Here is a 16,196-nt window from a genome sequence, read left to right on the forward strand (position 1 = left end):
ATATTTAACATGCATCTTTAATATTGCTTTTGTGGGGGCTATTTCACGCTTTGTTGATCCGGCGCAAAATCGCACCGTGACCGGGGTCACAAAGGGGCCCTGGATAGGGAATGGCATACCCGATGGGGCATAAAAAAGGGCCTTCAGTGGAAGGCCCTTTTTATCAATCAAGCACAGGATAGATGCTTGTATTCACGCTTGGGGATCAATGTTTGCGACGCAGACCGCCCAGAGCCAACAGCATCAGGCTCAGCCAACCCAGGCTACCGCCGGAACTGCCTGTCTCTGGTTCCGTGGAGTCGTTCGGTGCGGCATTGACCTTGACCATGACTGTGGCACTGACGTCATCCATGTGGCCGTCGGACACGGTTACAGTGAACTGGTGTTCACCCACACTCAGCCCCGTGACCGTCGCTATGGGGCTGTCGGCGCCGGACATGGTGCCGGGACCATGCCATTCGAAGCTGAGGGCATCGTTATCCACATCGTAGGAGGCGCTGGCGTCGAGGGTGACCTTGTTGCCTTCTGTGATGCTGATTTGCGTTGCCGCCACCATGGCCTGGGGCGCATCCTGCTCAGGTGTCACTGTCAGCATAAAGCTGGTGCTGGCCTGATCGCTGGCATGCTCGTTGTCCTGCACTGTCACTGTCACCAGGGTTTCACCGAAGAAGTCGGCTTCCGGCTTCAGGTTGAAGTGGTTGCCCTCAACCGTAGCTTGGATGTGTTCGCCACTGACCATGATATGGTTGCCGACCTTGTTGGCATCAATGTACGAAACTTCGATACCGCTCAGTTCGTCGTCTTCAGCCACCGTCAGGTTGGGCATTGCTGCCACCTTGAGGTTGCTGTTGACCTTGATGCTGTGCACCACTGTCTTTTCTTCACCACCCTCAACCATCTGGGTCATGCTGATGTCCAGGGTCTTGCCCACGGCATCAGGCTGGATGACCGCCTTGACCTTCATGTCGATGGCACTCTTCTCCGGACCCTTGTAGTCGAAGCAGATCACCATGTTGTCGGTCAGCACTTCATCCAGGTTGTCGAAGCCCACTAAGGTGTACAGGTAACCGTCTTTGGGACCGGCGTTGGTGGAGAACACACTGTCAAAGCCTTCAACAAAGATGCTGCCCTTGGCCAGGTTATCGCCCAGATTGTCGTAGGCAAACATCAGTTCGAAGCGACCGTCGCGGAAGTCGATATTGGGGCGCATTATGACCTCATAATCGTACTCGTCGCCTGTGGTCTTGTCGGTGATGTTATCAAACTCCATAAACAGCAGGTCGCCCAGATCCGGTCTGTCTGCACCATACTGAGCCGCAATAGTCAGACCCCATGGGTCTTCCCAGTGACGACGATTCTTGGTCTCGAACGTACCACGCCAGAAGGGGCTGATGGACTCGTGCAGGAAGGCTGAACCGGGGCCTACATGATAATCCATCATCCACCAGGCGGTGTTGAACTGCATGGCACCCACTGTGTGCATGCGGAAGAAACCGCCGTTGTCCTGGTTGTAGAGTTTGAACTGCTCCTGACCCATGCCCCAGAACAGCCAGTGCATGGGGATATCAAAGTAACTGTTGCTGTCACCTACATACCAGTCATGTTCCGGCTGATAGCCAAATTCGAACATATCTATGTAGCGGCCATCCGAGTATTCGTCGATTAACGGAGTCCGGCACTGGGCCGAGGTCAGGCTGTTGGTCAGCACGTACTCGCGCGGTACGTCGCGGGTGCTTTCCTGGGTACCGCTGAGGCTCAGACCGTGCTCGTCGATTTCAAGACCTGTGAGCATCTTGTCATTGACTGTGGTGAGGGTCTCGGGCGCCAGACGCATGCCTTCGGGCAGGGTCAGCTTAAAGCTGAAGTCCCGATCCTGGCTTTCCAGGTTGGGCAGCATGTTGAGGCTGATATCCACCACATCCATGTTGCGGGCCTGATCCTGGCTGACAGCAAAGGACACGTTGTCCTTGCCGCGTACCAGTTTCAGCGAGGTGAAGCCCAGGGTGCCTTCTTCGCCGGGCATGTTGCCCAGGTCGAAGCCGCCGTAGAACACATCGCCTTCTTTGGCATCGGGCAGATCCCAGTTAAGGGTCAGCTCATAGTTGCCGTTACCGTCGTGCTCGGCCGGGCCTTCAACACTGAAGTTGCCGGCGTTGCTGTCGTCGGACAGCATGGCCACAGCTGTGGTGGTCTTGTACCTTTCTTCGCCCCAGCCAACGTTGACCACGCCCACCCAGTAGGTGCCGGGTGTTGGATCCACTATGTCACAGAAGTTTTGTACCGATTTTGAGGAAGACTGACATACAAGTTCGCTCCAATACTCATTGGTGAGAGCGGAGTAATCGGCATCGAGTTCTTCCTGTGACGGTATGAAGTTGCCGTTGCCGTTGGCATCCAGACCAATCGTCAGTACCGGGCGCTGACTGTAGTAACGTGGATTGGGGTTGTTATCCTGACCTATGAGCTCGTTGGATTGAATCTCAATCATCAGGCGTTTGGTGCCTTCAGGTACCACCACCTGGGTGACGCTCCAGCCCGCCTCCACTGTCTCTTTGTCCAGATAGGGGCTGGACATGGGCAATTCCACGGTAGTCAACTCGGGCTTCACCAGACCGTAGTACCTGGGGGTGAACTGGCTGTAGTTGTCGGTGTTGACCACAAAGGTCTCGCTGCCCTGTTCACGGTTGAACTCAATGTCCTTGGCAAAAGGCAATTGGTTGTATTCTGACAGTGCCACCACAGGCATGTGCAGCTCAGGTGAGTTACCTGTGGTGCTGGTCAGCTTGATTTGGCCGTTAAACAGCGAGTAGTTGTTGTCACCTTCCCATGGGCTGTCCTGATCCGTGGGCTCTACCAGGTGGCGGGTGATGCTGGGAACTGTCATCTTGACCATTAAGGTCTGGGTTTCACCGGCCTTGAGGCTGAACCGGCTTGGGGAAGCGGTCAGGGTTGCGCCATCTTCGGTCACTTCTGTGCTGACACTCCAGCTGCCATCCTTGGTCGCCTTGACTGTGCGCATCCAGGTGCACTCTTTCTCACAGCTCATGTCCACCATGGACGGCAGGTTGAGCCAGTTGGCTATGCCGCCATTGCGGGGGTTGGCATTGACATAGTTGTCTATGGTCTCGTCCAGCACCAGGCCCACGGCATCGGCCTTGGCCACGTCGATTGCACCGGCGCCGGCCATGAAGTTGTATGGCAGTTCCATGGTCATACCATAGCTTTGGTATCTGACCGGGTTGGCACTCAGCATCAGGGCCGATTGGATTTCCGCCGGGGTCCAGCCGGGGTGCAGCTGGGTCAACAGGGTCATGGCACCGGCCACGTGTGGCGAGGCCATGGAGGTACCGCTCATCATGGTCCAATCGCTGGCGTTGGGATACATGGTAAAGGGCTGATCATCGGCGTTGGCGGCATAGATGTCGACCCCGGGGGCGGTCAGATCCGGCACCAGGTTGTCTATGTAGCGGCTGGGACCCAGGGAGCTGAATTGGGCCAGCATATTGCCCTTGTCTTCATCCAGGATGTAGTCGTTGGTGTGGGCCGTGATGGTGCCGCGGGCGGAGCCATTACTTTGGCTAATCCAGCTTTTCAGAGACCAACCGGCGCCGGAAGCCACGTTAATGCCTGGGATGACGAAGCGGTCGGCAACGGTTGGCATGCTGTAATCGGTGTTCAGCAGCACCAGACCACCGGCGCCACCGGCCTGCACGTTGATGGCCTTATCGACACGGGGAATATCACCGCGCTCGCACACCACTATCTGATCGGCAGTGAAGGTTCCCGCCGGGAACGGCACGTTACAGCTGCCGGCGCCGTAGCCATCGTTGGGGTCGGGATCCGGATAGCTTTCCGCCAGTACAAACTGACCGGAAATGGCATCGGTAAAACCTTTACCCTCGATGTCGGAGTAGGGGAGGGTGTAGCTTGGGCCAGCGGTTTCAAAATTGGTGATGCTGGTCTTGCCCGCATCCAGGGTGCGGTCGTGGGTCGAGGCGCCAACCGTGGTCACCCAGGGCGAGGTGTGATCGGCACTGTAGAAATAGGGGCCCGAGTTACCGGCGGCCACCGCCACGGAGATACCGGCCTCACGGGCCGCCAGGAATGCCAGTTCCATGGGATCTTCCCAGGGGAAGGCTTCGGCACCGCCGATGGAGAAGTTAATCACATCGACGCCGTCTTTGATGGCATCCTCGTAGGCGGCCAGAATGGCTTCCTCGGGACAGCCTGAGTAAGGATCGCCGCCATTGCCCGGCCAGCAAACCTGATAAGAAATGATGTGGGCGCGGGGGGCGACACCCGAGGTATGGTCGAAGTTAAACGGCAGATTGACGCCATCGCTGACCGGTTCGCCGGTGGCGGCCTGCAGCGGGGTGTTTTCTATGCGGTTGCCGGCAACCGTGCTGGCGGTGTGGGAACCGTGACCGTGATGGTCTTCACCGTTCTTGGGGCGGATAAGGTTGGTTTGCCAGGGATATTCCTGGAACTCGGGGGCTTTGTAGACATCCGTGATGATGTCATAGGAGTAGACACCGATCAGCTTGTCGTTACACAGGCTCGCGTCTTCCTGGCAATCACCGAGGAAAGCACCGCCCATTTTGGCATGGCTGGCAGCGTATTCATCGTCTGAAGCAAAGGCGGGGTGGTCGGTGTTAATACCCGTGTCGATAATACCCACCACCATGCCTTCACCCTTGGCCTTGAGACCAGAGTCGGTATTGCCGCTCCAGGCACTGTCGGCGTGGATAAACTCGGGGCCGCGATCGGTTCTCAGCTCGAATACCCGGCTGGGGGTGATCTTGGTGACACCCGGCACCCTGGCCATCAAAGCCGCGTCCCTTTGGGTCATTTTGACCGCCACGGCGTTGTTGGCGACTGTGTACTGGTGCAGCAGCTCAAATTGGGCGCCCTGGGCCTTGGCCTGGCTCAGCAACTTGTTTTGTTTGCCCTTGAGCATGGTCTGATAGTCCTGCACCGCCGGGGCCATGGCAGCTTGGACCTGTTGCGGTTTACCCGTGCGGTTCAACAGCGAACGGGTGGCACTGAATCCCGGCAGGTTGCCATCGTAGGTGGCGACAGATTTGTCGCTGAATTGCACGATAAAGGTGTGCTCGCCCTTGATGGAATCATCAAATTGGAACACCTGATGGGATTTTTTGGGCAGCACATGGTTCGCTTTTCCCAGGGCGACAAACATGTCGCCCTTGGCTATCTCTTGCTGCTCTTTATTGAAATCGGCCACATCCTGACCGGTGAAAGTGGGCAGATAGAAGCCCCCTTTATCACCTTGTTTCATCCCTATCTCTGCGGCCGCATAGCCGGATACACCGAGATACAGCGCTCCGCAGACCGCCAGTGCCGTCCCTTTTAACTTATGATGCGATGTCATGAAAAAACTCCATGTATTCTTGTTTTTAGTGAAGTGCAGTGTGGCGAGGCCGTGCCCCGGGTGTGCATTCGGGCGCTGTTGCGGCCGGAAACGGACCGGGAACCCAAACTCCGGGCAAACCAAAGCCCCAAGCCTATTTCAGCCTGTAATTTTTGATTATTAAGGAGTTTTTCTAGCCATGCCGGACAGACATTCCTGTCTGTAACCAAGTTATAACATTGAAGTGAAAGTGACTGTTGTTACAATTTGTTAACGCATGCGGAGATGACGGACGTATTGGCAGTGGCGCAGACGGAGCCGTTCAAAATGGCCGCCGCTGAGATGACAAAAAAAGGGCCTTCAATTGAAGGCCCTTTTTATCAAGTTAAAGCAATTAAAGCATGTGCTCAGAAGGTTAGCGCTGGCGGCGCAGACCGCCCAGAGCCAGCAGCATCAGGCTCAACCAACCCAGGCTACCGCCGGAACTGGACTTGGAATTGTCCGGTGTGGCAGGTGCCGGTGCGGCATTGACCTTGACCATCACAGTAGCGGTCGAGTCGGTCATCACACCGTCGGAGACTGTCACAGTAAACTCATGCTCACCCACGCCAAGACCGCTGACAGTGGCGATGGCGCTGTCGGCACCTGAGATGGTACCTGGACCTTGCCATTCGAAGCTCAGGGCATCGTTATCCACATCGTAGGAAGTGCTGGCATCGAGGGTAACACTGCCACCTTCGGTGATGCTGATTTGCGTTGCCGCCACCATGGCCTGGGGCGCATCCTGCTCAGGTGTCACTGTCAGCATAAAGCTGGTGCTGGCCTGATCGCTGGCATGCTCGTTGTCCTGCACTGTCACTGTCACCAGGGTGTCACCGAAGAAGTCGGCTTCAGGTTTCAGGCTGAAGTGGCTGCCCTCGACTGTGGCCTGGATGTGCTCGCCGGTGACAATCACAGTGTTGCTCACCTTGTTGGCATCCAGATAGAACACCTCGATACCGGTCAGCTCGCCGTCTTCAGCCACGGTCAGGTTGGACATCTCTGCCACCTTCAGATCGCTGTTGACCTTGATGCTGTGTACCAGGGTTTGCTCTTCACCACCCTCGACCATCTGGGTCAGGTTGATATCCAGGGTCTTGCCCACGGCCTCAGGCTGGATAACCGCCTTGAAGCTCATGTCGATGGCACTTTTCTCCGGACCGGTATAGTCGAAGCAGATCACCATGTTGTCGGTCAGCACTTCATCCAGGTTGTCGAAGCCAACCATGGTATAGAGGTAGCCGTCTTTCGGACCGGCGTTGGTGGAGAACACGCTGTCAAAACCTTCAACAAAGACAGTACCCTTGGCCAGATTGCCGCCCAGGTTGTTGTAGGCAAACATCAGCTCGAAGCGATCGTCGCGGAAGTCGATATTGGGGCGCATTATGACCTCATAGTCATACTCATCGCCGGTCACCTTATCGGTAATGTTATCGAACTCCATGAACAGCAGATCGCCCAGATCCGGTCTGTCGGCCTCATACTGAGCCGCCAGGGTCAGGCCCCATGGGTCTTCCCAGTGACGACGGTTCTTGGCTTCGAACGTGCCGCGCCAGAAGGCGTTCATTGACTCGTACAGGAAGCCAGGGCCGCGGTGATAGTTCATCATCCAGTAGGCGGTGTTGAACTGCATGGCACCCACAGTGTGCATGCGGATAAAGCCACCGTTGTCCTGGTTATAGAGCTTGAACTGCTCCTGGCCCATACCCCAGAACAACCAATCCATGGGGATGTCGAAGTAAGAGCGATAATCGCCCACATACCAGGATTGCTCCGGCTGCATACCGAACTCGAACAGATCTATGTAACGACCGTCGGAGAACTCGTCGATCTTGGGCGTGCGGCACTGGGCTGAGGTCAGGCTGTTGGTCAGCACGTACTCACGGGGTACGTCGCGGGTGCTTTCCTGGGTACCGCTGAGGCTCAGACCGTGCTCATCAATTTCCAGACCATTGAGCATCTTGTCATTGACGGTTTTCAGGGTCTCGGGCGCCAGACGCATACCTTCGGGCAGGGTCAACTTGAAGCTGAAGTCCCTGTCGGCGGTTTCCAGGTTGGGCAACATCTTGAGGCTGATATCCACCACATCCATGTTGCGGGCCTTATCCTGGCTGACAGCAAAGGACACATTGTCCTTGCCGCGCTTCAGCTTCAGTGAGGTGAAGCCCAGGGTGCCTTCTTCGCCGGGCATGTTGCCCAAATCGAAGCCACCATAATAGACATCGCCTTCAACGGCATCGGGCAGATCCCAGTTCAGGTTCAACTGGTAGTTACCGTTGCCATCGTGTTCGGCCGGGCCTTCCAGACTGAAATTGCCGGCGCTGCTGTCGTTGGACAGCAGGGCAACGCCGGTAGTGACCTTGTACTTCTGCTCTCCATAGCCGACATTCACCAGGGCTACCCAGTAGGTGCCGGGGGTGGGATCTATGATGTCACAGAAGTTCTGCACCGAGGTGGCAGATGACTGACATACCATTTCACCGAAGTACTCGTTGCTGAGGGCATAACGGTCGGCATCCAATTCTTCCTGGGTCGGCATGAAATTACCGTTGCCGTTGGCATCCAGACCCATGGTCAGCACCGGACGCTGGCCGTAGTAGCGCGGGTTCTTGTTTTCCTCATAGCCTATCGGGTCACTGGATTGCACCTCAACCATCAGGCGCTTGGTGCCTTCCGGTACCACAACCTGGGTCACGCTCCAGCCTGCTTCGATTTGCTCTTTGCCAAGATACGGGCTGGACAAGGGCAGTTCCGCGGTGCGCAGTTCAGGCTTGACCAGACCATAGTACCTTGGGGTGAACTGGCTGTAGTTGTCGGTATTGACCACGAAGGACTCACTGCCCTGTTCGCGGTTGAACTCAATGTCCTTGGCAAAAGGCAGCTGATCGTATTCGGACAGCGCCACCACAGGCATGTGCAGCTCGGGTGAATTGCCCGAGGTGCTGGTCAGTTTCAGCTGGCCATTGAACAGCGAGTAGTTGTTGCTGCTTTCCCAGGGATTGTCGGTGTCTTCGGGTTCTACCAGGTTACGACTGATGCTTGGGACAGTCATCTTCACCATGATGGCCTGGGTTTCCCCTGCCTTCAGGCTGAACTGGCTTGGGGAGGCCGTCAGGGTGGCGCCGTCTTCCTTCACTTCGGTGCTGACACTCCAGCTGCCATCCTTGGTGGCCTTGACTGTGCGCATCCAGGTGCACTCTTTTTCACAGCTCATGTCCACCATTGAGGGCAGGTTGAGCCAGTTGGCTATGCCGCCGTTGTGGGGGTTGGCGTTGACATAGTTGTCTATGGTTTCGTCGAGCACCAGGCCGGTTGCATCGGCCTTGGCTACATCTATGGCACCGGCACCGGCCATAAAGTTGTAGGGCACATCCTGAGGTGTCGCACCTGAGTAAGGTTGGAATTTCACCTGGTTGGCCGTCAGCATCAGCGCCGATTGGATTTCTGCCGGTGTCCAGTCAGGGTGTAACTGGGTCAGCAGGGTCATGGCGCCGGCCACGTGTGGCGAGGCCATGGAGGTACCGCTCATCATGGTCCAGTCACTGGCGGCTGGATAATTGGTGAATGGCTGATCATCGGCGTTGGCGGCATAGATGTTAACGCCGGGGGCGGTCACATCCGGTACCAGGTTGTCGAAGAAGCGGCTGGGACCCATAGAGCTGAAACGGGCCAGCAGGTTGCCATTGTTTTCATCCAGGATGTAATCGTTGGTATGGGCGGTAATGGTACCGCGGGCAGTGCCATTGCTGCGGTTAATCCAGTTTTTCAGGGTGTAACCACTGCTGGATGCCACGTTGATCCCCGGGATCACAAAGCGATCGGCAACGGTAGCGTCACTGTAGTTGACGTTCAGCAACACCAAACCACCGGCACCACCGGCCTGAACGTTCACGGCCTTGTCGACACGGGGGATATCACCACGTTCACACACCACTATTTGATCGGCGCTGAAGGTGCCCGCAGGGAAGGGGGCGTTACAGGTCTTGGCGGCATAACCATCATTAAGATCAGGGTCAGGATAGTTTTCAGCCAGTACAAACTGACCGGAAAGCTCATCGGTAAAGCCCTTGCCCACTATATCGGTTTTGGGAATGGTATAGCTGGGGCCGGTGCTTTCAAACGCAGTAATGCTGGTTTTACCGGCATCCAGGGTGCGGTCATGGGTGGAGGCACCCACTGTGGTGACCCAGGGTGAAGTATGATCGGCACTGAAGAAATAGGGGCCGGAGTTACCTGCGGCCACGGCCACAGATATTCCTGCCTCGCGGGCGGCAAGGAAGGCCAGTTCCATGGGATCTTCCCAGGGGAATTGTTCTGAGCCACCGATGGAGAAGTTGATTACATCAACGCCGTCTTTGATGGCGTCCTCGTAGGCCGCAAGGATTGCTTCCTCGGGACAGCCCGCATAGGGGTCGCCACCACTGCCCGGCCAGCATACCTGGTAAGATACAATGTGGGCCCGCGGCGCCACACCCGAGGTGTGGTCGAAATTAAATGGCAGATTCACACCGTCACTGACCGGCTCACCCGTGGGGGCCTGCAGTGGGGTGTTTTCTATGCGGTTACCGGCAACCGTGCTGGCGGTATGGGAGCCGTGACCATGGTGGTCTTCACCGTTACGGGGACGGATCAGTTTGGTCTGCCAGGGATACTGCTGAAATTCAGGTGCATTGTAGACCGCAGTGATGATGTCATAGGAGTAGACACCGATCAGCTTGTCGTTACACAGGCTGGCATCTTCCTGACAGTCACCCAAAAAGGTGCCACCCATTTTCTCATGGCTGGCGGCAAACTCTGCGTCGCTGGCAAAGGCGGGATGATCGGTGTTGATGCCGGTATCGATAATGCCGACCACCATACCTTCACCCTGGGCCTTGAGACCTGAGTCGGTATTGCCGGACCAGGCGGCATCGGCATGGATAAACTCGGGACCACGATCGGTGCGCAGCTGGAATACCCGGCTGGGGGTGATCTTGGTAACGCCGGGCACCTTGGCCATCAGCGCAGCATCCCTCTGGGTCATCTTCACCGCCACGGCGTTGTTGGCCACGGTGAATTGGCGCACCAGCTCAAATTGGGCCCCCTTGGCTTTGGCCTGGCTCAGGAGAGTATTCTGCTTGCTGCTCAGCATGGACTGATAGTCCTGCACCGCAGGGGCCAGTACCGATTGCATGGACTGGGGTTTACTGTTTCTGTTCAGCAGCGGCTTGGTGGCACTGAAGCCCGGCAAGTTACCCTCATAGGTGGCCACAGGCTTATCGCTGAACTGGACGATAAAGGTATGCTCACCCGTGATGGAATCGTCAAATTCGAATACCTGTTGTGACCGCTTGGGTAACACATGGTTGACCTTACCCGGGGCCACAAACATATCGCCCTTGGCTATCTCTTGTTGCTGTTGGTTAAAATCGGCTACGTCCTGGCTGGTGAAGGTGGGCACATAGAAGCCCCCCTTCTCTGCCTTTTTCATGCCGATTTCGGCGGCAGCGTGACCGGATACGCCAAGATACAGCGCTCCGAAGACTGCCAGCGCCGTCCCCTTTAATCTGTGTTGCGATGTCATGAAAAAACTCCATGTATTCTTGTTATAAGTGTGAGATTTGGCAGGGCAGGAGTTTGCTTGACCTGAACAACAACCACATCTTGGCCAAGCCTGTTAAATAACAGTGACTTGCCCCAGCCTTACCGGGCAGATGTAACTATCTGCAACCCAGTTATAACATTTGCAACACGCTGATAACTGTAGCAAATTGTACCATTATGCCGTGTAGTGGAGCCGGGTCACAGCCGGGAAATTTGCTTGCTGTAAAGGTGGTTAATTCATACTGATTGGCTCGAAACTTGCCTTTAAAAGGCATCTGAGTTTTGTTGAGCATCATAATGAAACAGCAACTTTTCCTGGTTCTGGTGGCAGCGCTGTGTCATGGAGCGGTAAATGCGGCACCTGTCGCTTATGAAAGCGCTTGCAAGTACTGTCATGAAAGCGGGGTCGGGCATTCGCCCAAATTGCACAATCCCGATGATTGGGCGCCCAGGTTGGTAAAGGGAATGGACCAATTGCTTCAATCAGTTAAGCAAGGTCGTAACGCCATGCCGCCTGGAGGACTTTGCCCTCAATGCAGCGATGAGGAGCTGCTGGAGGCAATTCGCTTTATGGCCGGTCACGGCCCTCTCTATCGTTAACCCAAAGGTGGCATGCTGTGACGGCGGTCACCTTTTATTTTTCTTTATCTCCAAGGAGATATATCGGGGTTTCACCAATAGTGAGAGTCCCGATTCTGAAAAGCAGGAATCCCTTTACGCCAAAGCCCGTATTTCTTGATCGAGATCAGTTTAATTGGCCCAAAAGCCCCCAAAAAAGTTGGCACTGCTTTTGCCTATTAAGAGGTATGCAAGCGGGAACCTTATAAAACGGTGCGGTTGCAAAAAGTGACAGCATCAAAGAAATCTAGCTAATAGTGAGAGATGGGATATGAATAACTTACTTAAACTCAGTCTGGCGGTGGCAACCGTGCTGATGGCAGGCAATGCCATGGCAGTTCAAACCAAGAGTATTGTCGACTCTAAACATAACCTGGGTAGCACTTCAGTTGCTTCTCCAACTGCAACCCGTAACTCAACTACAGCAACGACTGAAGTGTGCGTGTTCTGTCATACCCCTCACGGTGGCGTAGCTAAAGATGGTGATGGTAATGCAGTGGCTCCTTTGTGGAACAAATCTCTGCCGGCCAAAGCCAGTTTTTCTACTTATAACACTTTGGGTACCGCAACCCTGCAAGGTTCTGTGACTTCTGTGGGTTCGGTTTCTATCGCCTGTCTGTCTTGCCACGATGGTTCCCAGGCTATGGACGTGATGATCAACCAACCTGGCTCCGGTGGGTATAATGCAGCAGGTGCTCGTCTCGCTGGTACCTGGACTTCTCCAGATGGTACTGTTGATACCGCGACAGGTAAGATGAAAACAACAGATCCAATACCAGGTCTTGGTACTGATTTAACCAATGACCATCCTATTGGTATCCAGTATGCCGGTGGTCTGCGTTCAGGTCAGACTGACAGATCACTGTCTGCCAGCTACAAAAATCCCGATTTCCGCGGTTTGGCCTCCACCAGCATTAACGGAAATACTGTTTGGTATGTACCTGTACCTGCTACCAACGCAACTACTGGTGTAGCGAACGCTATCAACGGAACCCAGATTTCTCCCGTATCCGGTATCCGTAACAAGACAGATATGGCGCTCTACACTCGTACCGATGCTGGCATTGATGCCGGTGCAGCACAGCCTTTCGTAGAGTGTGCTTCTTGCCACGATCCTCACCAGGCCGATACCAAAACTTTCCTGCGTATCGACAACACAGGAAGTGCAGTATGTCTGGCCTGTCACGTGAAATAATGTGATCCAGCTAGAAAAAGACTAACAGCTCAGGCTGTTAGTCTTTTTGCTATCTGGAGCGCCATGTAAAATAAGTGTTACATTTAAGCGGTTGCTAACATTTCCGGTCGAACGTCTCATGGCATCGGCTGAATATAATAAAAGTGGGGAAGCATATGGGCATAGCACGCAGGTTTATTATCCCTTGGTTACTGGCCGTTTTGACACCTAGTGTTCTGGCCGAGGAACCATCCCCGGCATCCGAGTTGCCACCTCCCTATACCCAGATCTATGCCAGGATCGATGGCAATCCTGAGCTTTTGGTGTCTTTCCAGGATTTTTACCAATACAAGCGCCGAAACAAGTACTACCACAGTCAGCCACCGGAAGCCGAATATGCGTCTTTTGTAGAAAGCGTTCAAAACGAATGGCTGGAGCAGATAGTGCTGCAAAATTTTCTGCAGCAACAAAGACCTGATTTCCAGGTTGATAACAAAGAAGTCGATTCTCAAGTGACTCGCTTCGATGAGCAAATGCAGAACAACCCCGATTGGCCAGTGGTTAAGGATGCTTACCTCAAGGTCTATCGCCAGCGCTTAATTCGGGATCTGTTATACCGTGCCTATAAAGATGAATTTGAAAAGGCGGTGGCTGTATCCGAGGAAGAAGCGCGGCACTTCTATGAGCAGCACCCGGAAAAATTTACCCAGCCACCTCGTAATAGAGTGTCTTTGATCCTGCTGGGGGTCGACCCTTCGACCGGTGCTGAGGCCTGGGACAGTGCCCGTAAACAAATGGAGCAGGTGCGTTTCAGAATCGCCAATGGTGAAGATTTTGCCGAGATGGCGCGTGAGTTCTCCACCGATCCCACGGCAGAAAGCGGTGGCGATATGGGCTTTGTCCACAAGGGCAGTATTTCCAATATTGCCGATGAGGCTTTGGCTTCGCTAGCGCCGGGGGAAATGACCCCCGTACTGATGCTGCTGAACGGTATAGCCCTGTTCAGGCTGGATGAAAGGTTGCCCGAGCAGCACCACAGTTTTGATGAGGTCAAACAAAGGGCAACCGGCTTGGCACTGCAGGAAAAGCGGATTGATACCTGGAAAGACTTCATTACCGGTCTGAAGCAGGCGGCCAAGGTTGAAATACTGATCAAAGACTAGAGACAACACCCTTGGCCGGTGCATCAAGGGCCACCCAGTGCTGGGTGGCGACAATTTTACTGGGGGCGGCGCCACAGTTGGCGGCCGTCACCTGGTTTGATTTGTCCGCACCACAACTGATGCAGTACGGAAGTTTTGGTTTGGCTGCCAGCTATGCCAAAGGCGGTGAAACTTATAGTCGGGACTTATCGTTTATTGGTGATTATAACGGCAGGGCCAACAGCTCAGGCTATATCTACCGCCCCTGGGTGCTGGGACTGAATGTGAACGGGCAGCTGAATGGCCAGTTGCAGGAATACGACGTTTACGCCAATCAGTTGTATAACAGCCTTGCTTGGGGATTGGGCACTGGGCTGACCCTGTATCCGGCAGACGAGAGTCCGACCTTTTTCAATGCCAATTTCAGCCAGGTACGCAGTCAGAGCAGCACGGACAACATCTTTAATACATTAAGCTTGGGTATCAGCAAAAATCTGAATTTCAGTGGGAATTCCCTAAACAGCAGATATGCATTTCGCAATGAAACAGAAAGCGAAAATGGGCGCGACTTCAAAGTACATGAGCTGGAGCTTAATTATACTGGCTTGTACGAGGACCATGATGAGTCGGGATACCTGAGATTAGATAGTCGAAAAGCCACTGCAGTGGGACTTGAGAACAGTGATTGGAATATTTATTTGGGGTACAACCACAACTTCAATTACTGGGAAAGAAGTTACTCAAACATTGGTGGCAGTTATTCCGTCTCTAATCGCAGTAACAGCGAGTCGGATGTCGATCTGACAAACTTCAGGGTGTTTAACGGTAATAGTTGGAACATTGCCGACTTGCCTGAAATGAGATTGAGCTTGAATAACCAAGTCTACAGTCTGGAGCAGGATGGTCGTAATGAGGGTGGACAGGTCAATATCCAGAATTTGACCTGGTCTTCAAATATAGCAGCGGACTATGACTGGTCCGATACCCTCAGCAGCAATGCCTCAGTACTGGTAGAAAAAAACGGTACTGTCGGTACGCTAAATGGTGAGCGGTACTTTGAGATGGACAGCACCCGTATATTGGAGCGCTTGGCGACCCGTTGGCGGGATAACTTCGATCTCGGTTTTGCCAGGTATAACGCCCATGTTCGAGGCAGCTTTAACGCTTCGCAGGGGGAGCAGGATGCTCAGGATGTGCAACTGGATCTGAGCCATGGGATTAGGCGTGATTTTTCACCAGTAGTCGGCGCAATTGGTTTGTCATTGACACAGGCTTATACCCGAACATTGACATTTTCGGATAGCGAGTCGTCGAGCGACAGATTGGCCCACAGTTTTGATGTGAACTGGAACCTGGGAGAAGGGGCAAGCAACACCAATATTTTTGGCCGTATCAGCCATGATATGTCGCCCATGGACGGCGGTAGCTGGCAGGAGCGCATTGATGTGGGGGTGGAAAGTGCCAGTATGGCGTCCTCCCGCGCCAGTTTCGGTGGCCGTATGAACTACGGCTGGAGCCGAACCGTGTTTGCCGGCTCGGATTTGGAGTCACAGAGTGCTTGGGGCAATCTCTGGTACAGAGAACAGGATCTATTTGATATTTGGGGCTTGTTGCTTGAAGCCACTTTAGATCTGCCGTTGGAGAACTATTTCTTCAACGATGGCAATAACAGGAATGATGTAGCCACATTGGACGTAAAACTGAAGTACAACATAGGCAGGCTGGAAATCAGATTCAGTTCGGTTTTCAGTGAGACTTCGGAATTCTATTCAATCTCTGCGCGAAGAAAATTTTGATGGTTCAACCCATTAAATGTCGTGAAACCATAGGGGATGCAGTGAGTATGGTGAAAAAAATTAATAAAGTGCGAAGCGCTATTTTGGCCTGTGCCACAGCGTTGACCATGTTGGGACTGGCATTGCCCATGTCGGCCCAGGCCGAATACGGTGACATAGTCATCAACAACTATGCCGATCAGGCCGGTATGAATCCCGTGGTATTTCCTCACTGGTTCCACCGTGCCCGTTTCCGTTGCAAGGTGTGCCATGCGGATCTGGGCTTTAAGTTTAAGGCTGGCGGCAATGAAATCAACATGTTGAAGATTATTGATGGCCAATATTGTGGCGCCTGCCACAACGGTGAAATTGCCTGGCAGGTGGAAAACTGCAACCTGTGTCACTCCGGCAAACCGGGAACGCCGACCCAGGTACACGGCAGCACGGTACAAAAGCTGGTGACTCCCGCCAACGCCAAGAATAAGGGGAAGTAAGCC

At 54.2% G+C, this 16,196-nt stretch carries 7 protein-coding genes; 5 read left to right on the forward strand and 2 right to left on the reverse strand.

Annotation, left to right across the window (positions count from 1 at the left end):
• Positions 1-205: 205 nt before the first annotated feature.
• On the reverse strand, positions 206-5,389 hold the full coding sequence (locus JYB84_RS02170; RefSeq protein ID WP_207321820.1) for a S8 family serine peptidase: 5,184 nt from the start codon (positions 5,387-5,389) through the stop codon (positions 206-208).
• Between the two features lie 394 nt (positions 5,390-5,783).
• Entirely contained in the window at positions 5,784-10,970 is a 5,187-nt protein-coding gene (locus JYB84_RS02175) for a S8 family serine peptidase (protein WP_207321821.1), read from the reverse strand.
• A gap of 317 nt (positions 10,971-11,287) precedes the next feature.
• Here JYB84_RS02175 and JYB84_RS02180 point away from each other — a divergent pair, with 317 nt between their 5' ends.
• The 5 genes from JYB84_RS02180 to JYB84_RS02200 all read left to right on the forward strand — a co-directional run bounded on the left by JYB84_RS02180 (position 11,288) and on the right by JYB84_RS02200 (position 16,193).
• Positions 11,288-11,590 (forward strand): c-type cytochrome, encoded by a 303-nt coding sequence (locus JYB84_RS02180; RefSeq protein WP_207321822.1) that lies wholly within the window; start codon positions 11,288-11,290, stop codon positions 11,588-11,590.
• A 289-nt stretch (positions 11,591-11,879) separates the two neighbouring features.
• Positions 11,880-12,803: a cytochrome c3 family protein gene (locus JYB84_RS02185; protein WP_207321823.1), complete on the forward strand. Its 924-nt coding sequence runs from the start codon at positions 11,880-11,882 to the stop codon at positions 12,801-12,803.
• A 200-nt stretch (positions 12,804-13,003) separates the two neighbouring features.
• Entirely contained in the window at positions 13,004-13,945 is a 942-nt protein-coding gene (locus JYB84_RS02190) for a peptidylprolyl isomerase (RefSeq protein WP_207321824.1), read from the forward strand.
• Positions 13,946-13,956: 11 nt separating this feature from the next.
• Positions 13,957-15,720 (forward strand): hypothetical protein, encoded by a 1,764-nt coding sequence (locus JYB84_RS02195; RefSeq protein WP_207321825.1) that lies wholly within the window; start codon positions 13,957-13,959, stop codon positions 15,718-15,720.
• Positions 15,720-16,193, forward strand: a complete 474-nt coding sequence (locus tag JYB84_RS02200; RefSeq protein WP_207321826.1) for a c(7)-type cytochrome triheme domain-containing protein — start codon at positions 15,720-15,722, stop codon at positions 16,191-16,193. The genes JYB84_RS02195 and JYB84_RS02200 overlap by 1 nt, the downstream gene beginning before the upstream one ends.
• The last annotated feature ends 3 nt before the right edge of the window (positions 16,194-16,196 follow it).

Source organism: Shewanella cyperi (genome assembly GCF_017354985.1).
Classification (GTDB): Bacteria; Pseudomonadota; Gammaproteobacteria; order Enterobacterales; family Shewanellaceae; genus Shewanella; species Shewanella cyperi.